Origin of the sequence: Bacillus sp. FSL R5-0512, assembly GCF_038593295.1 — a bacterium.
Taxonomy (GTDB): Bacteria; Bacillota; Bacilli; order Bacillales; family Bacillaceae; genus Bacillus; species Bacillus safensis.
The window spans coordinates 3151152-3173498 of the sequence record NZ_CP151982.1 but is presented as its reverse complement, the minus strand read 5'-3'; the positions used below and the strand labels follow the sequence as shown (position 1 = coordinate 3173498).

The 22347-nt window shown below is 40.8% G+C and carries 23 protein-coding genes; 21 read left to right on the top strand and 2 right to left on the bottom strand.

Annotated features, from left to right (window positions below):
• The first annotated feature begins 54 nt into the window (after positions 1-54).
• From NSQ25_RS16385 to NSQ25_RS16335, 11 genes are all read left to right on the top strand, one after another.
• A complete protein-coding gene (locus tag NSQ25_RS16385; protein WP_241218530.1) occupies positions 55-648 on the top strand; it encodes a hypothetical protein in 594 nt (197 codons plus the stop codon).
• Positions 649-847: 199 nt separating this feature from the next.
• Positions 848-1507, top strand: a complete 660-nt coding sequence (locus tag NSQ25_RS16380) for an exopolysaccharide biosynthesis polyprenyl glycosylphosphotransferase (RefSeq protein WP_024423636.1) — start codon at positions 848-850, stop codon at positions 1505-1507.
• An 18-nt stretch (positions 1508-1525) separates the two neighbouring features.
• Entirely contained in the window at positions 1526-2977 is a 1452-nt protein-coding gene (locus NSQ25_RS16375) for an MOP flippase family protein (protein WP_081124908.1), read from the top strand.
• Positions 2974-4158 carry a glycosyltransferase gene (locus NSQ25_RS16370; protein WP_034281113.1) on the top strand — a complete coding sequence of 395 codons (1185 nt, stop codon included), beginning with the start codon at positions 2974-2976 and terminating at the stop codon, positions 4156-4158. Before NSQ25_RS16375 ends, NSQ25_RS16370 begins: the two co-directional genes overlap by 4 nt.
• A gap of 79 nt (positions 4159-4237) precedes the next feature.
• Entirely contained in the window at positions 4238-5575 is a 1338-nt protein-coding gene (locus tag NSQ25_RS16365; protein ID WP_034281112.1) for a UDP-glucose/GDP-mannose dehydrogenase family protein, read from the top strand.
• Positions 5576-5589: 14 nt separating this feature from the next.
• Positions 5590-6519 (top strand): NAD-dependent epimerase/dehydratase family protein, encoded by a 930-nt coding sequence (locus tag NSQ25_RS16360; RefSeq protein WP_326135856.1) that lies wholly within the window; start codon positions 5590-5592, stop codon positions 6517-6519.
• A 39-nt stretch (positions 6520-6558) separates the two neighbouring features.
• A complete protein-coding gene (locus NSQ25_RS16355; protein ID WP_065214831.1) occupies positions 6559-8019 on the top strand; it encodes an O-antigen ligase family protein in 1461 nt (486 codons plus the stop codon).
• A gap of 61 nt (positions 8020-8080) precedes the next feature.
• Complete coding sequence (locus NSQ25_RS16350) at positions 8081-8758, top strand: hypothetical protein (RefSeq protein ID WP_326135855.1); 678 nt, start codon at positions 8081-8083, stop codon at positions 8756-8758.
• A gap of 24 nt (positions 8759-8782) precedes the next feature.
• Positions 8783-9538: a glycosyltransferase family 2 protein gene (locus tag NSQ25_RS16345; RefSeq protein WP_214755358.1), complete on the top strand. Its 756-nt coding sequence runs from the start codon at positions 8783-8785 to the stop codon at positions 9536-9538.
• A 19-nt stretch (positions 9539-9557) separates the two neighbouring features.
• Positions 9558-10754: a glycosyltransferase gene (locus NSQ25_RS16340; RefSeq protein WP_041108506.1), complete on the top strand. Its 1197-nt coding sequence runs from the start codon at positions 9558-9560 to the stop codon at positions 10752-10754.
• A gap of 134 nt (positions 10755-10888) precedes the next feature.
• Positions 10889-11956: an MraY family glycosyltransferase gene (locus NSQ25_RS16335; RefSeq protein ID WP_024423627.1), complete on the top strand. Its 1068-nt coding sequence runs from the start codon at positions 10889-10891 to the stop codon at positions 11954-11956.
• Between the two features lie 35 nt (positions 11957-11991).
• Here NSQ25_RS16335 and NSQ25_RS16330 read toward each other — a convergent pair whose 3' ends face one another.
• Positions 11992-13083, bottom strand: coding sequence for an LCP family protein (locus NSQ25_RS16330; protein ID WP_034281103.1), 1092 nt, complete (start codon positions 13081-13083; stop codon positions 11992-11994).
• Complete coding sequence (locus tag NSQ25_RS16325; RefSeq protein ID WP_012011434.1) at positions 13068-13736, bottom strand: YigZ family protein; 669 nt, start codon at positions 13734-13736, stop codon at positions 13068-13070. Before NSQ25_RS16325 ends, NSQ25_RS16330 begins: the two co-directional genes overlap by 16 nt.
• A gap of 220 nt (positions 13737-13956) precedes the next feature.
• On the opposite strand from NSQ25_RS16325, the gene NSQ25_RS16320 reads away from it, so the two are divergent.
• The 10 genes from NSQ25_RS16320 to flgK all read left to right on the top strand — a co-directional run bounded on the left by NSQ25_RS16320 (position 13957) and on the right by flgK (position 22343).
• On the top strand, positions 13957-15132 hold the full coding sequence (locus NSQ25_RS16320) for a sensor histidine kinase (RefSeq protein WP_003213166.1): 1176 nt from the start codon (positions 13957-13959) through the stop codon (positions 15130-15132).
• A 64-nt stretch (positions 15133-15196) separates the two neighbouring features.
• Positions 15197-15886, top strand: coding sequence for a two-component system response regulator DegU (gene degU / locus NSQ25_RS16315; RefSeq protein ID WP_008348273.1), 690 nt, complete (start codon positions 15197-15199; stop codon positions 15884-15886).
• 215 nt (positions 15887-16101) lie between these two features.
• A complete protein-coding gene (locus tag NSQ25_RS16310) occupies positions 16102-16944 on the top strand; it encodes a DegV family protein (protein ID WP_024423625.1) in 843 nt (280 codons plus the stop codon).
• Between the two features lie 120 nt (positions 16945-17064).
• A complete protein-coding gene (locus tag NSQ25_RS16305; protein ID WP_326135854.1) occupies positions 17065-18462 on the top strand; it encodes a DEAD/DEAH box helicase in 1398 nt (465 codons plus the stop codon).
• A gap of 48 nt (positions 18463-18510) precedes the next feature.
• Positions 18511-18804, top strand: a complete 294-nt coding sequence (locus tag NSQ25_RS16300; RefSeq protein WP_024423623.1) for a competence protein ComFB — start codon at positions 18511-18513, stop codon at positions 18802-18804.
• Between the two features lie 26 nt (positions 18805-18830).
• The gene (locus tag NSQ25_RS16295; protein WP_326135853.1) at positions 18831-19487 is read left to right on the top strand and encodes a ComF family protein; all 657 of its coding nucleotides are present in this window, start codon (positions 18831-18833) and stop codon (positions 19485-19487) included.
• A gap of 56 nt (positions 19488-19543) precedes the next feature.
• Positions 19544-19963 (top strand): TIGR03826 family flagellar region protein, encoded by a 420-nt coding sequence (locus NSQ25_RS16290; RefSeq protein ID WP_034281098.1) that lies wholly within the window; start codon positions 19544-19546, stop codon positions 19961-19963.
• A gap of 79 nt (positions 19964-20042) precedes the next feature.
• A complete protein-coding gene (gene flgM / locus NSQ25_RS16285) occupies positions 20043-20306 on the top strand; it encodes a flagellar biosynthesis anti-sigma factor FlgM (RefSeq protein WP_024423620.1) in 264 nt (87 codons plus the stop codon).
• Between the two features lie 18 nt (positions 20307-20324).
• Entirely contained in the window at positions 20325-20807 is a 483-nt protein-coding gene (locus NSQ25_RS16280) for a flagellar protein FlgN (RefSeq protein WP_024423619.1), read from the top strand.
• Between the two features lie 15 nt (positions 20808-20822).
• The gene (gene flgK / locus NSQ25_RS16275; RefSeq protein WP_024423618.1) at positions 20823-22343 is read left to right on the top strand and encodes a flagellar hook-associated protein FlgK; all 1521 of its coding nucleotides are present in this window, start codon (positions 20823-20825) and stop codon (positions 22341-22343) included.
• Positions 22344-22347: the final 4 nt, after the last annotated feature.

The following is a 22347-nucleotide window of genomic DNA, read 5'->3' as shown; positions in this document are numbered from 1 at the left end:
GAATGGTTTACACATAAATCTTCAAACGACAGCAAACCGACAAATCATGAAGAGGTGACGATTTTGAAAAAATTAATCACAATGCCGTTTCTAGTATTGCTTCTAGGAGTATTGCTCACAGCGTGCGGCACAACAAATCAATCAAGCGATAACAAAAAGGATGACAGCAAAAAAGAAACAACTGAAGCAGCCGATCAAAACAAAGATAAGGCTGCGGACGAAAAATCAGAAGATCAATCATCAAATGAAAAAGCAGATGATCAAAGTAAAGAAACAGCTGCTCAAAAAGAAGAGCCGGCAAGTCAATCTGATGAAGAGGCAAAAGACAGCTCAAGCAAAGAAATTACAAAAGAAGAACCTGCTAAAGACCAATCAAAAGCTGACTCAAAAGGTGACTCTAAAACAAAGAAAGAATCAACGACTAGTAAGAAAAATGAAATCACCAAAGAAGGCACATATGTCGGTTTGGCTGATGGACATACAATTGCTGTCAACATTGATGGAAAAGAAGTAGCTATTCAATTCGGAAATACATTTTCTAAACAAGTGAACAGCTTAAAAGAAGAATCAAAAGTAAAAGTAACCTATACAAAAGATGCAAACGGAACACTTCGATTAAAAACGATCGAATCTGTAAAAGCAAAATAAAGAAAAGACCCGGAGACCCGCAGAATTGCGGGTCTTTTTTACGTTCAAAAGGGCATAACTTGATATAAGTGCACATTCTTAACACAGTTTTACAAGACTTAACAGCGCATTTACATTTGCTTAATGTTGCTCTGCTAAACTGACTTTCATAGAACATCTCTTTACACAACAACTACTTTGAATGGTGAGGTGCAGGTCAGTGAGTGCAGAGAAAGCGATGAATCTTTACAGAGAATATGAAGTGAGACGAAATCACTCTTTTGCCTTAACAGAACATATGGTTCGTTATTTATTTGCAAAACGTTTCATAGATTTAATGTTCTCGTTCATCGGATTGATGTTGAGTACGCCAATCATTTTGCTGTTTGCTCTTTTGATTAAGCTGGAAACACCAGGGCCAGCCTTTTATATGCAGGAAAGGGTCGGGAAAGACGGTGTTTACTTTAAATTATGGAAGCTCAGATCGATGAGAATTGACGCAGAAAGCGGAGGAGCGAAATGGGCGCAAAAAAATGACCCGCGTATCACCAAAGTGGGGGCATTCATCCGTAAAACAAGAATTGATGAACTTCCGCAATTTATCAACGTGTTAAAAGGAGAAATGAGTATCGTAGGTCCTCGTCCAGAAAGACCGATGTTTACCGCAGAATTTAATCGGACGATTCCAGGCTTCACAAAAAGATTGGCTGTAAAGCCGGGGCTGACAGGTCTTGCTCAAGTAAATGGCGGATATGAAATGAGTCCAAGTGAAAAATTAACACACGACTTACAGTATATTCAAAACTTGACATTTTCTCTCGACACGAAGATTATGGTAAAAACGTTAAAAGTCATCATGACTGGTGACGGAGCCAGATAAGTAAAGTAGGGAAGAGAAATGGCAAGTATGAAAAAACGCATGCTAGGCGGGGCAAAATGGACAAGCTTGTCCGCATTGATCATCACCATTATCCAAATCGCACAGTTCGCCTTTTTAGGGAACGTGATGTCACTCAAGGAGTTTGGACTTGTTGGCATGATCACAACTGTCACAATATTTACGCAGATTTTGCTTGATCTAGGAATTGGGGCAGCAATCATTCAAAAGGAACAAACGACAGAACGTCAATTATCTACATTATATTGGATTAACCTGCTCACAGGGATTATCTTGTTTTGTCTGCTCATTCTGCTAAGCCCAATGATAGCCGCTTTTTATAACCGGCCAGAGCTAGAAGGTCTGCTCAAGCTATTATCGATCATGTTTCTGATCGCACCGATTGGCCAGCAGTACCAGTATATGATGCAAAAAGACTTAGCCTTTAAAACATTAAGCACCATTGAAACCATTGCAACCATCATATCGCTGCTCGTTTTACTCGTTTTCGCCTTCTTCATGAATCCGATTATCGCCTATGTCATTTCTCAAGTGCTGCTGCAATCAGGAAAAGGTCTCATGTATGCAGCGGCTTATTGGAAGAAGTGGCGTCCAGCACCTGTTTTTGCATTAGGAGAGGTGAAGGAATTTTTCTCATTCGGTGCATTCCAGCTCGCATCCAGACTGGTCAACCGAGCAGGATCGAATATCGACATGATTTTAATCGGCCGGTTTCTTGGAGCGGAAGCGTTAGGTATTTACAGCTTGGCGTATCAAATTGTAACAATACCCGTGCTGAAGATAAATCCGATTGTGACGAGAGTGGCTTTCCCAGTTTTCGCAAAAAGTCAGCGGGATCACTCCATGCTGCGAGAGGGCTTCCTAAGTATGACGAATATGCTCGCATTGGTTAGTTTTCCATTATTAATCGGCCTTGCTGCCGTATCAGACAGCTTTATAGAAGTCGTGTTTGGAGAGAAATGGCTAGTAGCGGTTCCGGTTCTAAATATATTGTGCATTGTCGGCTTGCTGCGTGTGCTGATGAATCCAAACGGTTCAATACTTCTTGCAAAAGGGAGAGCGGACTTAGCCTTTTATTGGGATACGGGAATGCTCATCGTGTATGGCTGCGCATTATATGCAGGTGTGACTACAGGCAGTCTGCTCACAGTAGCTTGGATCTACTCAGGTGTCAGCCTGCTCAACTTTATTGTCGGCAGATGGCTCATGGCATATGTCATTCAGCTTGATATGAAGGTGTATTTAAAATCACTTGGAAAACCTGCTGTCATGACGCTGCTCATGGCTGTCTGTGCGGTAGCTTTACATCAAGGGATGAAGCTGACGACAGCAGATATTTCACTTCAATTACTACTGACTGTTTGTGTCAGTGCTGCATTGTATGGCTTGCTGCTCATCAAAATGTATCCGCAGGCTGCAGGCAAATTATTGAGAAGAGGTCGTTCGTCATGAAGGTGCTATGGCTGACAAGTGTATATCCTAGTGAAAAACATCCGAGTGAGGGCGTGTTTCATGAAACGCAAGTGCAGGAGCTGCTCAAACAAGGAATAGAAGTGACTGTCATTTGCCCAAATCCAGTGAATCCGCCGGTTTTACGGATGCTGAAGGCATCCTATCGGCAGAAAAGGGATCTGCCTGAACAGGAAGTGAGAAGCGGAGTGACGGTTTACAGACCGCCTTATCCAGCGCTCCCAGGACAGCTGAAATGGGCGCAGCCGAGTAAACGAATAGCGGCTTCCGTTCTCAGAGCAATGCAGCGTCATCAACTGTCACCAGATTTTATCCATGCGCACTTTGCCATGCCGTCTGGCGGAGCGGCGGCTGTTATTCAGAAAGAAACGAAAATCCCTTATCTTCTGACCTTGCACGGCAGTGATGTGAACGTATATCCGAGCTATAGCAAAGGGGCGAAGGCAGCCTTTGAAACGGCGGTGAGGCAGGCATCTGCTGTTCTGACAGTGAGTGAGGAGCTGGCTAAAAAGACAAATGAGATGACGAAGGTAGAAGCAAAATGTCTTCCGCTTGGTATTCCGCTCCGATCATTTTCCAGAACGGAAGAAGGTCAAGAAGGCATCAGAAAGCACTTAGGTTTACCGCTTCAAGATAAGCTCGTTGTTTTCGTCGGGCGTTTAGTGAAAGAGAAGGGCTTGCTTGAATTAGCTGATGCTGTCAGCAGCATGGATGGAGTGAAAGCAGTCTTTGTTGGAAAAGGCCCCCTTGCAATGGAGCTCACAGAACGGGCGGGAGCATCTATTATACTCCCAGGCCAGGTGCCGAATGAGCAGGTGAGAGACTACTTAATGGCAGCTGATCTGTTTGCACTCCCTTCCTACAGTGAAGGAATGCCAACCGTCGTTCTAGAAGCGCTCGCTTTAAAGGTACCTGTCATTGCAACAAGGGTTGGTGGTCTCCCATCCTTATTTTCAACCTATCAACACCTGCTCGTTGAACCGCGTTCGACGCGTCAGCTGAAAGAGGCGATTCACGCCTGCCTTTATGAAAACAGCTGGAATGAAGAAGTGAAGAACGTTCTTCATGAAATAGTTCATACAGAATATTCATCAGAACATAATACGAAGCATCTCATTCAGCAATATGAGAAGGTGCTCAATCAATCAACATCCATCGTTTAAACAAGATGAAATGTGCAAAGAATGATAGATAGATAAACAGCTTGGAACGGACAATATGCTTTTACTGAGAGGATGAAAAATGTTGAAGAAAATTGCTGTGATTGGAACAGGTTATGTCGGGTTAGTATCGGGTACTTGTTTTGCTGATATCGGAAATCGTGTCATCTGCTGTGACATTGATGAATCAAAAATCAACAGCTTAAAAAGTGGTGTCGTTCCCATTTATGAACCAGGTTTAAAGGAATTGATTGAAAAGAATACAGAAGAAGGAAGACTGTTTTTTACAACGAATATTCCTGCAGCTATTAGGGAATCAGAGATTATCTATATTGCCGTAGGGACACCGATGACACCACAGGGGGAAGCAGATTTAACGTATGTGAAGGCTGTCGCTCAAACGATCGGTGAACACATGAATGGATATAAAATCATCGTCAATAAAAGCACAGTTCCCGTTGGAACAGGCCGTCTCGTTCAAGCCATTGTGGAAAAGGCATCGCGCAGCAAATATCCTTTTGACGTCGTATCCAATCCAGAGTTTCTCCGAGAAGGCTCAGCGATTCAAGACACGATGAATATGGAGCGGGCGGTCATTGGTTCGACTAGCACTCATGCCTCTACCATCATCAAAAGACTGCATGATCCGTTTCAAACAGAGGTTGTAGAGACCAACTTAGAAAGTGCTGAAATGATTAAGTATGCTGCAAATGCCATGCTTGCCACAAAAATCTCATTTATTAATGACATTGCAAATATTTGCGAAAGGGTAGGTGCTGACGTTGAAAAAGTCAGTGAAGGAGTTGGATTAGACAGCCGAATCGGGCATAAATTTTTAAAAGCAGGCATTGGATTTGGAGGTTCTTGTTTCCCGAAAGACACGATGGCTCTTCTCAAAATTGCCGAAACATCCGGATACCGGTTCAAGCTGATCGAATCTGTCATTGAAACGAACAACAACCAAAGAGCCCACCTTGTCAGCAAATTGATGAGTGTGTTCGGTGATATTAAAGGAAAAACCATTTCTGTCTTAGGCCTCGCCTTTAAACCGAATACGAATGATATGCGTTCAGCGCCTGCACTAGATATTATCCCAATGCTGAGAGAGCTGGGGGCTTTTGTGAAAGCCTATGATCCGATTGCTTATGTAGAAGCTGAACGTGAGCTTGGTCCGCAGGCGATCTTCAGCAATGATCTGTATGAAACAGTAAAAGATACGGATGCCTGTCTCATCCTAACAGAATGGGATGACGTACAGAAGATGGATAAAGACCAGATCAAGCAGCTGCTTCGTTCACCGATTGTAATTGATGGAAGGAATTTGTTTGATCCAGCAGAAATGAAAGAGAGAGGATTTATTTACCAATCTATCGGCCGCCCGAGTGTATGGGAAGCAGAATTGGTATCGAAGGCACAATAACAGGGGGAGCTTGGATGAAGAAAGTATTGGTTACTGGGGGAAGCGGATTTATTGGATCACATACGGTCGAGGCTTTACTAGAAAAAGGCTATGAGCCCATCGTTCTTGATAACTTTTCAACTGGATCTCGAGAAAATATTGCCCATCTTTCCGTGCAATGCATGGAGGCAGATGTTACAAAGCCAGCGACGATTGATTTGATCAAACAAATCGCACCGGATTATATCATTCACCTTGCAGCACAAGTAAGTGTAGCCGTTTCCGTTCAGGATTTCGTATATGACGAAGAAGTTAATATAAAAGGATCTCTGCACGTCATAAAAGCCGCGGCTGAAGCAGGAGTGGAGAAAGTGATCTTTGCCTCATCAGCAGCTGTCTATGGAGACCCGGTGTATCTGCCAGTGGACACCGCTCACCGGCTGAAGCCTGGTTCACCATATGGCTTAGCAAAACTGACAGTAGAGCGCTATTTAGAAATGGCAAAATCACTCTATGATGTGGACTATTGTATTCTCAGATACAGCAATGTATATGGTCCGCGCCAAGACGCACTTGGAGAAGGCGGTGTTGTCTCTATTTTCTCTGATAAGTTTGCAAAGGATGAGGCCCCTTTTATCTTTGGAGATGGGGAACAAACAAGAGACTTCATCTATGTGGGTGATCTAGCGGCAGCGAATGTTGCGGCTTTAACAGCCCAATCAAACGTTTGTTTAAATATCTCGTGTGGTGATTCCATCACTGTAAATAAACTGTTTCAAACGATGAAACGGGTAACGAGATCACAGCTTGAACCGATTTACAAGCCGCAGCGTGCAGGAGATATCGTGCATAGTACATTGGCAAATGGGGAAACGAAACAAGTCTTAGCATGGGAGCCTGTTGTGAGTTTACAGGAAGGTTTGGCTCGTACCATTTCCTACTATAAACAGGAAGTCAAGGCTTAATCCCTCAAATCGGATGGGTTGCTTAGGAGGAAAATGGGTATGAGTGTGAAACAAACAGCATGGCAAATCATGATCGGTTGTATATTATTTGCAGCAGGGCTAGGACTTGTACAAATGGCGTCTGCGCAGCCCGCCGGGTTAAAAAAGATCGTCGCCATTCCGGTCCTGCTTTTGGTTCTGACAGCTTTTCTCGTGTTAATGAAGCTATACATGAACGGTGAGCAAGTGTTCATGTCAGCCATATATCTTTTAATTGCATTGACCTTTCTCAACAACGCTTTCTTTTCAATTAGTGCCGGGTTCTTTAGTCTTTTTCTCTACCGTATCATGCTCATTGCCGCCTTTGCTTTATTTATATGGCGGATGAGAGATAAGGGAACGTACATATCGCAGTGGCAGCAGATTCGTGTAAAAGGCATTCTTGGTTTTTTCGCTGCATGGTTTCTTTACGGGCTCATCTCACTGCTGTGGGCTCACTCGGTGACAGACGGTCTCAAATATATGTCCCTGCTTGCTATGGGGATGGGATTTGTCTTTCTTGTGGTCATGTACATTCAGCGAATGGATCAAGTGATCACCTTTTACAGCATTTGGCTCGTCATGACTGTATTTGTCATGGGGATAGGGTTTTATAATCACTTTACTTTGAACCATTTACCGAATACTTCACTGTATCTTGGGCCGGCGTATAAACAGCACTATCCTACAGCTGTCTTTTTTAATCAAAATGACTTTGCGACGTTTTTATCGATTAGCTTTTTCTTGTATTTAGCGTGTATGCGGCAAATGAAAAATGGTTATATCAAAGCATTTGGATTATTTGGCGCCATCGCAGCACTGTATCTCATTTTGTTAACAGAATCCCGCGCGAGCCTGCTTGGCATATTTGCAGGAGCGGCCATCTATGTGTGGCTGCTCATGCCGCGCTTTCTCAAAAAGTGGTCACTCATCGCAGCAGGCGGACTTGGTGTCATCTGTATCGCTGTTTTTTCAGCCAAGATTTATTCAGTCTTTTATGACTTGTTTCTCGCTTCTCAGGTCGCGCATTCTTTTAGTGAACCACTCCCATCCAACATTGCGAGAGCGAATTTGATCAAAAATGCATGGCATTTCTTTACGGATTCATACGGGTTTGGTGTCGGAGCGGGTAATGTGTCTTACTACTTAGCCCACTTTTCGATCTTTGATACAGATCAAGTCGTTGAAGTGCACAATTGGCTGCTGGAAGTGATGACGAACTTTGGATTTGCGGTCATGCTGGGCTATATCTCCGTCTACGCTTATCTCATGTTCACGCTGTATAAACAATACCAATGGGCGGACACAAGATCAGCAAAAATGATCATTGAAGGTTTGTTTGCTGCCATGCTGAGCTTTCTCGTTTCAAGTATCAGTCCTAGTTCGGTCTCGAATTTATATTTCCACTGGGTCTTTTTAGGACTCGTAATCGCAGCGGTGAATATGTTGAAAAACAAACAGCTCTTGGTAAACCGTGTGTGATGCTGCGCTGGTATGGCTACACTAATGAAAAAGCAAATACGTCAATGTTGGGAGAATGAACATGTCTGGTTTCATATCTAGAATAGGGAATCGAATCAAAAAGTATATCGTATGGCTCGTGCTGCTGCCTGTCGTATTAGGCGCTTTTGGATTCTTTTTTGCCAAAGGAACAGCGCAGCAGTCTAGTTACACAGCTGCCGTTACCCTCACACTTGGTAAATATGATGACGGAGTGTATAACAATATCGCAGAAGTGACATCTCTATTAAAAAGCGATGCATTTTTGAATGAAGCGCTCAGTGATGTTAAAGAAGAAGAAAGGCAGGATGTGAAAAGCCGCATCATCCTCACCAATCAATCAGATACACAATTACAGCTGTCTTTCACAGATGCTGATAAGGCTCATGCTTTAGCTGTCGTGAAGCAGGTGTCGGATACATTTCTGAAGCAAGACAAAGCATTATTTACAAAAAGGCAGCAGGTGATTGAAAGTAGACTATCTGCTCTAGAAGATGAATCTGTCAGCAACGATTCCAAAGTAGATAAAGAACGATTTTTATATGAATTGGAGTCTACAAAGCTTGGAATGAAGCAGGCGAAGATTGTTGATCCTGCCCAAGTTCTTGATGAAGGCAATAAAGGCATGTCAGCGAAAAAGCGGACACTGCTTGGACTTGTCATTGGCTTTAGCATCTCGCTCATGTTTGTGGTCTTACCCGAAGTGTTCAAAGAATCTTAATGATGAACTGGAGATGAGTCTTAGGTGAACAATCAACCGTTAGTATCAATCATTACACCGGCCTATAATGCGGAACGTTATTTAACGGATACAGTTCATTCCGTCCTTGCCCAAACCTATTCTAATTGGGAACTGATCATCGCAGATGATTGTTCAACAGATGGAACAAGGAAGCTGCTTGGGGACTTAAGTGAAGCAGACGACAGAATCAACGTCATTTATTTAGAGCAAAATGGGGGAGCTGCCATCGCCAGAAACGCAGCCATCAAACAGGCAAAAGGCCGCTTTATCGCTTTTTTAGACAGTGATGATAAGTGGAAAGAGACGAAACTCGAAAAGCAGGTAGACTTCATGCTGACAAACGATTATGCCTTTACATTCACGGCATATGACATCATTGCAGAAAATGGAGAACCGTTAGAAAAAACCGTCACTGCACCAACAAGATTAACTTATGATGAAGCTTTGAAAAATACCATTATCGGCTGTTTAACGGTGATGCTTGATGTACAGAAGATAGGACATATAGAAATGCCGAACATCCGCACAAGACAGGATTTAGCTACATGGCTGTCCATATTAAAAAGAGGATTTACAGCCTATGGAATGAGTGAACCGCTCAGTGAATACCGCATCGTTGGAAACTCGATCTCTAGTAACAAGTGGAAAGCAGCGAAAAAAACGTGGTTCGTCTACAGAGAAATTGAGCAGCTTCATTTTGTCAAAGCATCTTGGTGTTTTATGCACTATGCGACAAATGCTGTGAAGAAGCGCTTATAAACAGAAGGGAAAAAAGGTGATAAAGGTGAAAGCAGACTCGATCATACATGTTATCGTAGCGACGGGAGAATGGGGACAGGACGGCCTGAGGTACAGACGGCATCGACTGGCGGAATTTCTAGCATCTGATCCAGAAACGAAAGAGGTCATCTGGGTATGTCCATCTGCATCCCGTCACACAGCTCCCTTTCAGCCCATAACCGATCGAATGAAGCAATTGACCATTCCTGATGTGCTCAAGAGCAAATTTTTCCGCTTTGGCCGATATCAAGACATGTTCTATATTCATAAATTGTCCCCTCTTCTTGAGCATTTGCGGCAGGAGGAAAAGAAGGGAATCGCTGTTTGCTTATGGTATACGTTTCCGGGTTTTCCGCTCTTATCTTCTTTATTTGAATGGAAACATATTGTCTATGATTGCAGTGACCTGTGGGGAGAGCCGATAAGCGGCAAAAATAATTTGCTTTCTTATATGAGGCAGCGTGTCATTGTGAAAGCAGAAAATCGAATCATCAAATACGCACACAGCATTACATGTTCTTCTCAATACTTACACGATCAAATCAAAAAGCGTCTCATGGGTGAACCGAAAGATGTCTTTACAGTTGAAAATGGCGTCGAGTACGATGTGTTTGCAAAAAGCAATCTTCCATGTAAGGAGGATGTGCTGCAAGGTAGAGAAGGAACTGTTCTTGGTTTTATTGGAGGCATCAAGCCGAAGCTCGATTTTGACATGATAGCAGAAGCTGCCCGCATGCAGCCTGATTGGACATTTTTATTTGTCGGTCCGGATGGAACAAATGGTGATCCATCTTTTCAGCATGCACTTAAACTGCCGAATGTGATTTGGACAGGTGCTGTTGCACCAGAAGAAGTGCCTGCGTATATGAAGCTGATTGATGTAGGCATGATGCCATACAAACAATCTCCTTACAATCAAGCCGTGTTTCCGCTCAAGCTATATGAATTTTTAGCCGCAGGAATACCGGTTGTAGGTTTAAATCTTCCGTCAACGGAAAGGCTAAAAGAGAATGATGTGTATGAATATTTAGAAGGCGAGGATCCTGCGCTCTTCGTAGAAGCCTGCCAAAAAGTGATCAGCAAAAAAGACGACATGACCTATAGACATCTAAGACAAAGCCGTGCGAAGAAAAAAGATTGGCACGCGCTGTTCACAAACATGGTGGAACTAACGAATATTAAAGAAAACGCATAATTCATCAGGGATTGTGCGTTTTTATTTGTTTCTTCTTCACAGGGGGAGCTTGTGATCATCCTCTATTCAATTGTATAATGGAAAGAGCGGCCAATATACAAAATACAGATTTCAATTTAGAAGGAGACTGACCTATGGATTACGAACGCGCCTTATTAGCGTTTTTTGTCTCTCTGGCTACAGTTTTAATTGTGACACCAATCGTCAAAAAGTTTGCAATTAAGATTGGTGCAGTGGACCAGCCGAATAAACGAAAAGTTCATGATAAAGTAATGCCTCGAATGGGCGGTTTGGCAATTTTTATTGGGGTAGCGGCTGGAGCATTAGCAGGCGGGCTGTTTCTACATAATAAAATTACAGCAATTTCAGTTGGTGCCGTACTTATCGTCATTCTAGGTATATTTGATGATAAATATAATTTAAGTGCAAGATTTAAATTTCTCGTACAAGTTCTTGTTGCTTGTCTGATTGTAAGCACAGGCTTAAAAATGGACTTTTTCTCTGTTCCTTTCTTAACAGATCGAATTGAGTTAGGCTGGATGGCATATCCCCTAACCGTGTTATGGATTGTCGGAATCACAAATGCCATTAATTTAATTGACGGCCTTGATGGACTGGCTGCCGGTATTTCTGTCATCGGTTTATCAACTATTGCCGTGATGGCATTTTCAGCTGATAAAATTTTGATTCTTTCATTATCCCTTGTTGTCATTGGCAGTACCATCGGCTTTCTCTTTTACAACTTTCATCCAGCGAAGATTTTTATGGGTGACACCGGTTCGCTTTTTTTAGGCTATATGATTTCGGTACTGTCACTATTAGGGCTGTACAAAAGTGTCACTTTGTTTAGTGTTGTTGTCCCAGTGATCATCTTAGGTGTCCCTATTTTCGATACCACTTTTGCCATCATTAGACGAATATTAAACAAACAGCCGATTTCAGCACCTGACAAATCTCATATTCATCATAGACTGATGGCCTTTGGCTTGTCACATCGCATGGCTGTCATCGTGATTTATATGATTGGCTTAGTCTTTAGCTTAAGTGCGATTTTGCTGACGAGCGCCACCATATGGTTATCACTGATTATTATCTTTTTACTGGTCATGTTCATGCAAGTGATTGCGGAAGTCACAGGCTTGGTGAATGAAGAGTTTAAACCATTTACGAAATTTTATAAACGAATGGTCAAAAGACAGTAAAAAACAGCCCGTTCCTAGGAACTGGGCTGTTTTTATTATTGTCCAGGTGTGCTGGTCGAAGAGTTAGGTGTATCACTTGTCCCCGTTTCACCAGAGGACGGATTGGTTTGTGAATCTGTTTCAGTTGAAGATTCAGCAGGCAGCTTTAAATGCGTGCGTAATTCATTTTGTACGTTAGCTAAATTGGTCGGATCTGGCTCAAAGTAATACGTGCGATTTGGCCCTAAATAAAGGTCTGATCCCTTAATAGAAAGAGTTTCTGTGTCGTCTCCTTTAAATCCGCTGTAGATTTGCTGAAGCGCAAGACCTTCTGTGATACGGAAATTGGTCGTAATGTGATCACTGACTTCTTTCGCAATGTTATCGACGTTCGCAATGTTATTTGGCTTCGCCATTTGATCAATCATTGCACGTAAAATTTGTTTCTGACGATCGTTACGTCCGAAATCACCGCGTGGATCTTGTTTTCTCATCCGTGCGTAAGCAAGTGCTTCTTCCCCGTTTAAATGCATATTGCCTTTTTTGAAGTAAATCTTTTTCGATTTTTTAACATCACTTTTTTCATTGAAGTCAAATGGAACATCGATATCAATTCCGCCGACTTCATCAATGACATCCTTGAATCCGTCAAAATCAACGGTTGCATACTTATCAATCGGAATATGCAAGAATTGTTCGACAGTTTCGATCGTTTCGTCTTTACCACCTTTAGCAAATGCTGCATTGATCTTTTCTTTACTTCCTGTTGTATCACTTGCAAGCTGTACGCGTGTGTCACGAGGAATACTAACCATTTTCATCGTTTTGTCTTGAGGGTTAATCGTTGCGACAATGAGTGAATCTGAACGGCCATGATCACCCTTTGTGGCATAATCCTCAATTCCGACAAATAGTACAGAGAAAGGTTTTTTCTTAATATCAATGACAGCATCACGAAGATTCGATTTCTCTCCACGGTTTAGTTCATCATATGTTTTGTCAGCAGCTTGAAGAGTATTGACGATTTTATATACTGCAAATCCGCCCATGCAGATGATAAGAAGCAAAAATAAGACCAGAATACGTTTGATAATTCTCTTCTTCTTACTCTTTTTCTTTCGTACACGCACTTTTACTCGTTGTGCCATTCATCTGTCTCCTTTATCGGACCAATGTCCTTTTCTAAATAAATAAGTTCGCCTTCTTTTGTAACACTCTTTCCATTTGTCAGCTCAGTCATCCACTCAATGAACTGCTCTGTTTGTGTTTCTTCGACATATGTCTCAAAAATAACATCTTCTGCATAATGGATTTCTTTTAGCTGAAAAGATGAGGCTCTAAGCTCATTCTCTACCTTTCCAAGCCATGTATAATCTATTGTTGTGTGCATTGTACGCATTAAACAGCGCTCTACCATTCCAACATGGTTGATAGCTTCTGATACAGATTTTCCATAGGCACGAATCAATCCACCGGCACCAAGCTTGATACCGCCGAAATAACGAGTGACCACAACGACTGTATCTTTCAGCTTCCGTTTTTTTAGCACTTCAAGCATTGGCACACCTGCTGTACCGCTTGGTTCACCATCATCATTCGCCTTTTGAATCAGGTCATGTTCACCAATGAGATAGGCTGAACAATTATGTGTGGCATTCCAATGTTGTTTTTTAATGGATTGTATAAATGCTTGTGCTTCTTCTTCTGAGACAGCACGCTGTATATGACAAATAAAACGTGATTTTTCAATGACGATCTCATGCTCGCCACGACTTTTTACTGTAAGATAGCGATTCAGCAAAAGACATACCCTCCTGACAAGCAAATTGTAAGACTAGTGAAAATTTGCATTGGTTTTAGAATTTTACAGCGTATTTTGTTATGATGATAGGAGCGGAAAAAGGGTCGTCATAAAAACTTCATGATTATACGCATTCTTTCATTATAATTCGACATAAAATGCAGATCAATGACATTTATAATAAAAAAAGATGACATCACTGTTACGGGAGGGAAAAGCCATGACAACACCCAAAATGGATCCGAAATTATTGGATTCAATCATCATGAAAATGCTAAGTACAGTTGATGGCAGCAAGGACGAAGTATTTAGAATAGGCGAACAGTCCCGTCAACAATATGAAAGCCTAGTAGAAGAGCTGAAGCAAATCAAACAGCAAGTAAACGAAGTAATTGATTTTGGGGATAAGCTGGAAGTCCATACAAGACATGCTAGAAACCGCTTATCTGAGGTCAGCAGAAACTTCAACAAATTCAGCGAAGAAGAAATACGTGAGGCCTACGAAAAAGCACATAACTTGCAAGTGGAACTCACCATGATCCAGCAGCGTGAGAAGCAGCTGAGAGAAAGAAGAGACGATCTGGAAAGACGATTATTAAGCTTACAAGACGTCATTGAACGTTCTGAAACGCTTGTGAGTCAGATTACAGTGGTTCTCAACTATCTCAACCAGGATTTACGCCAGGTCGGCGTTTTACTTGAAGATGCTCAGGCAAAACAAGATTTTGGTCTCAGAATTATTGAAGCCCAAGAAGAAGAACGCAAAAGAGTGTCTCGGGAAATTCATGACGGCCCTGCTCAAATGCTGGCAAACGTGATGATGCGTTCCGAATTAATTGAACGGATTTTTAGAGACCGCGGTACAGAAGAAGGCTTTAAAGAAATTAGAAGTCTCAGACAGAATGTGCGAAATGCACTGTACGAAGTGAGAAGAATCATTTATGATTTAAGACCGATGGCTTTAGATGATTTGGGACTGATTCCGACACTGAGAAAATACTTAAACACAATTGAAGAATATGATGGAAAAACCAAAATTACGTTCCAATGCCTAGGTGATACAGAAAGCGAAAGAATTGCTTCTCAATTTGAAGTAGCACTGTTTAGACTAGCCCAAGAAGCTGTCACAAATTCATTAAAGCATTCTGAAGCTGAAGAAATCTCTGTCAAAGTAGAAGTAACGAAAGACTTTGTGACCTTAATTATTAAAGATGATGGAAAAGGCTTTGATATGAAAGATGTGAAAACAAACAAAAACAAATCCTTCGGTTTACTTGGCATGAAAGAACGCGTAGACTTACTGGAAGGTAAAATGACCATAGACTCAAAAATAGGTCTAGGGACATTCATCATGATTCGCGTGCCATTAACATTGCAAAATAAAATTGTAAAATAGAGTCAAAAGACATATTGACCATAAAGTTCAGGTGTAGAACAATAAACATGGGGAGGCGTAGCTTGTGACTAAAGTAAATATTGTAATTATTGATGACCACCAATTATTCCGTGAAGGTGTCAAACGGATTTTAGATTTTGAACCTACTTTTGAAGTAGTTGCAGAAGGAGACGACGGTGACGAAGCTGCACGTATCGTAGAACACTATCATCCGGATGTTGTCATTATGGACATTAATATGCCGAATGTAAATGGTGTTGAGGCTACAAAGCAGCTTGTTGAGCTTTATCCCGAATCAAAAGTCATTATTCTATCTATTCATGACGATGAAAACTATGTAACACATGCATTGAAAACAGGGGCGAGAGGCTACCTGTTAAAAGAAATGGATGCAGACACACTCATCGAAGCAGTGAAAGTTGTAGCTGACGGAGGCTCTTATTTACACCCGAAAGTCACTCATAACTTAGTAAATGAATTCCGACGCCTAGCGACTAGCGGCGTTTCAGCACATCCACAGCACGAGGTATATCCTGAAATTCGCAGACCACTTCATATCTTAACTAGACGTGAATGTGAAGTTCTTCAAATGTTAGCTGACGGAAAGAGCAACAGAGGAATCGGTGAATCGCTCTTTATTAGTGAGAAAACAGTCAAAAATCACGTGAGTAACATTTTGCAAAAAATGAATGTAAACGACCGTACACAAGCTGTTGTTGTAGCTATTAAAAATGGCTGGGTAGAAATGAGATAGTGTTCCGGACAAGTACTCCTTTTTCGCCTGTTTTTATTCTCTCACATTTTAAGTGAAGGGAAATGATAGACAGGGGAAGGATTCTTTTTCGGATATAGAGGGCTTGCCTATTGATTAGGCAGGCTTTTTTGATTACTATTATAAATCTAATGAAAAAATGATCATTCTTTTAAAATAAAAAAGAGTAACTTAACGAATAAGGAAGGTATTTAAGAATGAAAATAGCCGTTGTAACAGACAGTACTGCTTATCTACCACAAGAGCTGCGTGATAAACATAATATTCATATGATCCCCCTTAACGTCATCTTCGGCAGTGAATCATACCGTGAAGAAATAGAAATGGACTGGAAGACATATTATGAAGAAATCAAAAAACATAAAGATCTTCCAACAACCTCTCAGCCTGCTTTCGGTGAATTAATAGCCTTATATGAAAAACTAAGTGAAACATACGACGCCGTGATTAGTATCCACCTTTCAAGTGGAATTAGTGGAACGTATAATAGTGCGGTCTCAGCGAATGATCTAGTTGACGGGATTGATATTTACCCGTTTGATACAGAAACAAGCTGTATGGCACAAGGTTTTTATGTGTTAGAAGCTGCTGAAAAAATCCAAGAAGGTGCTTCTTTAGAAGAAGTGTTAGCGCATCTAAATTACCTGAAAGAAAGTCAGCGGGCGTATTTTATGGTAGACGATTTAACTCATTTGCAAAGAGGCGGCAGATTAAATGGTGCTCAGGCTTTTATTGGAAGCCTCTTAAAGGTAAAGCCCATTTTGCATTTTGACAACAAGCTAATTGTTCCTTTTGAGAAGATTCGCACACGTAAAAAAGCCATTTCACGTATTTTTGAATTATTTGATGAAGATGCATCACGTGGTGTTCCGATGAGAGCAACACTGATACATGGTAATAGAGAAGAAGAAGCAGAAGAATTAATTGCGCACTTATCAGAAAAATATCCTCATGTTGAATTTTATAAAAGCTACTTTGGTGCCGTGATCGGCACCCATCTAGGTGAAGGCTCTTTAGCCCTTGGCTGGGTGATTAGATAATTCCTAAAAAACCTCTTTTCGTATGGAAAAGAGGTTTTGTTTTTTGATTTTACCTGTTGGACGAAAGGTCATGTCTTTGCGCATAATAGCCAAACATCAATTGAAAGGTGTTTGGTGAAGATGAATATGGACAAAGCAATGGAACTAATGCGGCAGCTGCATTCACGCCATCTGCTCACCGTTGAAACAAAGTGCCCGCAGTCCAATTTAGATTGGCTGGAGGAGAAGGGCTTAGTCAATCGGTCTCCAGCCATTGAGAGGAAAGCAAATGGTTTTACATGCTGCCGGTGCGGTGTATCACACAAGCGGTATTTCGCTCATTCTCCATGTGAAGTGTGTCAAAAGGATTGTGTGTACTGTAGATCATGCATCATGATGGGAAAAGCAGCAGAATGTGGGTTTCTCTATGAATGGACAGGTCCACAAATGGTAGAAACAGGTCGAGCCGAATTAACATGGCAGGGAGAGCTGTCTAAAGGACAAAAAAGAGCGTCAGAAAGAATGATTGAAGCTATTAAAAACAAATTTGATCTACTTGTTTGGGCGGTTTGCGGAGCAGGGAAAACGGAAGTGCTTTTTCACGGAATCGAATATGCATTAAATCAAGGAATGAGTGTCTGTATTGCGACACCTAGAACAGATGTTGTGCTTGAACTCGAACCGCGGCTTAGAAAAGCATTTCAAGGGGTGATAATTACCGTACTTTATGGAGGCAGTTCTCAAAGGTTTCAAATAGCACCGCTTGTGATCACCACAACCCACCAGCTGATGAGATACAAAAATGCTTTTGATGTGCTCATTGTAGATGAAGTCGATGCCTTCCCTTATTCAATGGATGAGCGACTCCAATTTGCTGTTCTAAAGGCGATGAGAAAGAACGGAGGGGTTAGGATTTATTTAAGTGCGACACCCTCTAAAAAAATGACGAGAGAGGTTTCTCGCGGAAAACTGGAAGCGATAAAAATTCCTTTGCGTTTTCACGAGCACCCATTACCCGTACCGACCTTTCATTGGATCGGACATTGGAAAAAGAAATTAAAAAAGAACCAGCTGCCCCCTAAAGTGATGAATTGGATGCAGAGACATATTGCAAATAAGAGAAGAATATTACTTTTTGTTCCTTCAATTGCTGTCATGAAGAAGGTAACGAAGATTCTTCGAGAACAATCCTTAAACGTGGAGGGAGTATCTGCCGATGATCCGGATAGGAAACAAAAGGTTCAGCACTTTAGAGATTACGTATACGATGTACTAGTTACAACCACTATTCTAGAAAGAGGCGTAACCATTCCAAATGTTCAAGTGGGGGTACTAGGTTCGGAATCTACTATTTTTACAGAGAGTGCACTTGTTCAAATTTCTGGACGGGTAGGCAGACATCCGGATTATTGTACAGGAGATGTTTTCCTTTTTCATTTTGGTTTAACGAGAAGTATGAAACAAGCAAAGAAGCATATCGCAAAAATGAATGATACGGCTGCAAAAGAGTTTTCTGAAAAACAGTGTGGGTTCAACTAAATCATGGTACATTATATTCACAATACACAAATGGCAGGAGAGACAAATATGCTACTCAATGCAAAAGAAATACTACTCAAGGAAATTCTCAATCAATATCTCAACCAATTAAACATGATTTGTCATTGTGAAAAGTGTATGGAAGATGTATTAGCGATTTCACTGAATCAAGTGAAACCACAATATATAACAGATATCGATAAAATATCTTACAGTAAATCTGAGATGGTGGATAAACAGAAGAATACTGCGATGCTGGTCATTCTGACAGAAGCAGCTTCCAAGGTTTCCGCATTTCCAAGGTGTGAAAATCGTCTGCTGCTGAACAAGGAAACCAATTGATTTGTCAAATTTGCGAGGGACATTTTGTGCCTGCTTTTACATGGAAATCATTCCTACTATTAAATGATGATCGTCTTTGTGTAGCATGTAAGAATCACTTAGTAAAGATTGAGCGTCCTATTTGTCCAACATGCGGAAGGGCGCAGTCAAATGACCAATTATGCCAGGACTGTAATAGTTGGAATGAACGCTCTGATTCTATTAAAGTCCTTGTAAAAAATAGGTCAGTTTATACTTACAGCGAGTTGATGAAAGATGTCCTTGCCCGCTTTAAATTTCGGGGTGATACGGCTTTAGCTGAGCTGTTTAAAAGAGATGTACAAGCAGCATTTAAACATTCCTTCTGCATAAAAGACCCATTGCTGATACCGATCCCTTTAAGTCATGAAAGACTAAAAGAAAGAGGATTTAATCAGTCCGTGATAATCGCTTCTTTGCTAGATAAGCCAATATTGCAGCCACTCGTGAAAATACATCAAAGTAAGCAGTCTAAAAAAAAGAAAAATGAACGCCTAGATCAAAAAGGATTGTTTCAAATCAAGCAAACAGATGCGATTGTTCAAAGGGATATTATATTAGTTGATGATATCTATACAACGGGAGCAACCATCTATGATGCGGCAAGAATTTTGAAAGACGCAGGTGCTAAAAGTGTTTCTTCTTTTACGTTGATACGTAGTTAAAAATCATGATAATTAACCGATAATAAGAAAAGAAAATAACGTAAGGGGTTTTGGTTATGAATCAATTGGCAAACTGTCCACAATGTAATCAGCTATTTTTAAAAACCACCATCCAAACGGTTTGTAACAAATGCTTTGAAGAAGAAGAACGTTCTTTTGATATCGTATATAAATTCTTGAGAAAACAAAGTAATAGACAATCAACGATCGCTGAAATAGTAGAAGCAACAGACGTTGATGAAGAATTAATCTTGAAATTTATTCGTTTGAAAAGACTGCAAATTAGTCAATTTCCAAATATTAATTATCCTTGTGAAAGATGTGGCAAAGCGATCAGGAAAAACAAGCTATGCAGCCAATGTGAACAGGATATTCATTCGCAAATCAGCCAAATGAACCAAGAAGAGGAGCGTAAAAGGGAGATTGAATCTAGGAAAAAAGACACCTATTATGCCATTAATCCTAAAAACGACTGATTCCCTAAACTAAGTTGCAGTTTGGTCGATAAAATGGATAGAATCAAGACAGACTGTAACGGAAAGCGAGAGGAATCCCGTGAAAATTAATCGATATGGAACACAACCAGTAAATCCTTACAAGAAAACATATGAGAAACAAACGTTGCAATCGAATCAAGCTAAATCAACTGATAAAGTCGAAATTTCTAAAAAGGCAATCGAAATGCAAAAGGTGCCGAATATTATGAGAGAACGCCAAGATAAAATTGACCAAATTAAAAAAAGCATTGAAGCCGGAACATATCAAGTAGATACAAAAGGCATTGCAGATAAAATGCTGAATTTTTATAAACAACAATAACAAAAGGGAGCAGCGTGAATGTCAGTTAAAATAATTATTGAAGAACTGCATCGTCTCTATGGATTGCATGAACAGCTTTTAAAGTTGTCTAAGGATAAAACAGAAATGCTGAAAAGCAATGAGATTGATGCTCTTTCAGAGGTCCTGAATTTAGAGCAAAAGTATATTCAGGCCATTTCTCAATTAGAAGAAAAACGAATTGAAGCGACCGTTCAATTTTTACAAAGTGATCAATCACCAACCATCACTGCATGTATCGAAAAGGCTGAAGGTACAGATCAAGAAGAGCTCATTTCATTATATGAGAAACTAAATGACATCATGGTGGAACTAAAAGATGTAAATGAACTGAACAAGCAGCTTATTCAGCAGTCACTTCAATTTATTTCACTGACATTCGATCTCGTTAACCCTAATAAAGAAAATATGAATTACGGACAAAATGGTCTTGAGAGTTCAAAGCCTAAACAGCAAAGGGCTTTGTTTGATTCAAAGGCGTAAACAAGGAGGATACCAATGGGTTCTACATTCATGGGACTAGAAACGGCAAAAAGAGGCATCACAGCCCAGCGTGCAGGGCTTTATGTCACATCAAACAACGTCTCCAATGCAAATACGGAGGGCTACTCAAGACAAAGAGTGACCTTTAAAGCAGAAAATCCTTATCCAGTCATTTCTGTTTATGACGGCAAGACGTATGGCCAAATGGGGACAGGTGTACAAGTTGGAACGGTTGAAAGAATTCGAGACAGCTTTTTAGATCTACAATATAGAGATCATAACAACAACTTGTCTTACTACTCAACGAAGTCAGATGCCCTTTCACAGATGGAAGGGGTTATGAATGATTTGACGGATGAAGGCTTGAACAGAGCTTTTGATAACCTATGGAAATCATTACAGGTCTTATCGGAATCAAAAAATGCTGATACGGCTTCTGCACGTACAGTTGTTAAAACAAGTGCACAGGCTTTAGTAGACCAATTCCGTCTGCTCAATTCCTCTTTAACAACGATACAAAAGAATTTAAAAACGGAACTCGATTCAACAGCCAAAGATGTAAACACTCTTTTATCTCAAATAGATGAAGTGAACAAACAAATTGCAGCAGTTGAGCCAAATGGATATCTTCCAAATGATCTTTATGATACACGTGATACTTTGGTCGACCAATTATCCTCACTTGTTGATATTAAGGTCAGCTACAATCCACCTGGCGGTAATGCACTCAAAATTGCTGAAGGAACTGTCAACATCGACATTATCGGTGCAAATGGACAATCTGCTGGAAACATTTTGAATGGTATTACGAACGAAAAGTCTGAACTGCAAATCTCTTACGATAATACAACGGGACTTGTTAACTCACTTCAATTCGGAACAACAACAATTGCAGCGGATCAATTACAAGTGAACGGTAAAGTAAAAGCACTTGTTGAGGCTTATGGCTACATGTCAAACGGTGCTGAAAAAGGCATGTATCCAGATATGCTTGCAGAGCTGGATGAAGTAGCAAAAGTATTCATGGATACATTTAACGATGTACATAAGCAGGGGTACACGTTAAATGGTGCAAGTGGACAAGACTTTTTTGATATCGAAAATAACAATGAGTTGAATAAAGGTTTGGCAGCTCGTATTAAAGTGAGCGATGTCATTTTAGCATCAACAGATAATATTGCTGCATCTCTCAATCAAACACAAGGTGACGGTTCGAATGCTACGAAATTAGCTAATATACAAGACTTAAAGTTACCAATCGGTGGAAATACAACGACAATTCAGGATTATTACCAAAATGTGATTGCTGAGATGGGGGTACAAGGGAAAAAGAACATGACGCTTGAAAGCAGTTCAGCTGCTCTTGTCAATTCAGCCAATGAACGTAGAATGTCGACTAGCGCTGTCTCCATTGATGAAGAAATGACGAATATGATCCAATTTCAGCATGCATATAACGCGGCTGCGAGAATTATGACATTACAAGATGAAGTATTGGATAAGGTCATAAACGGCATGGGTGTCGTAGGAAGGTAGGGAT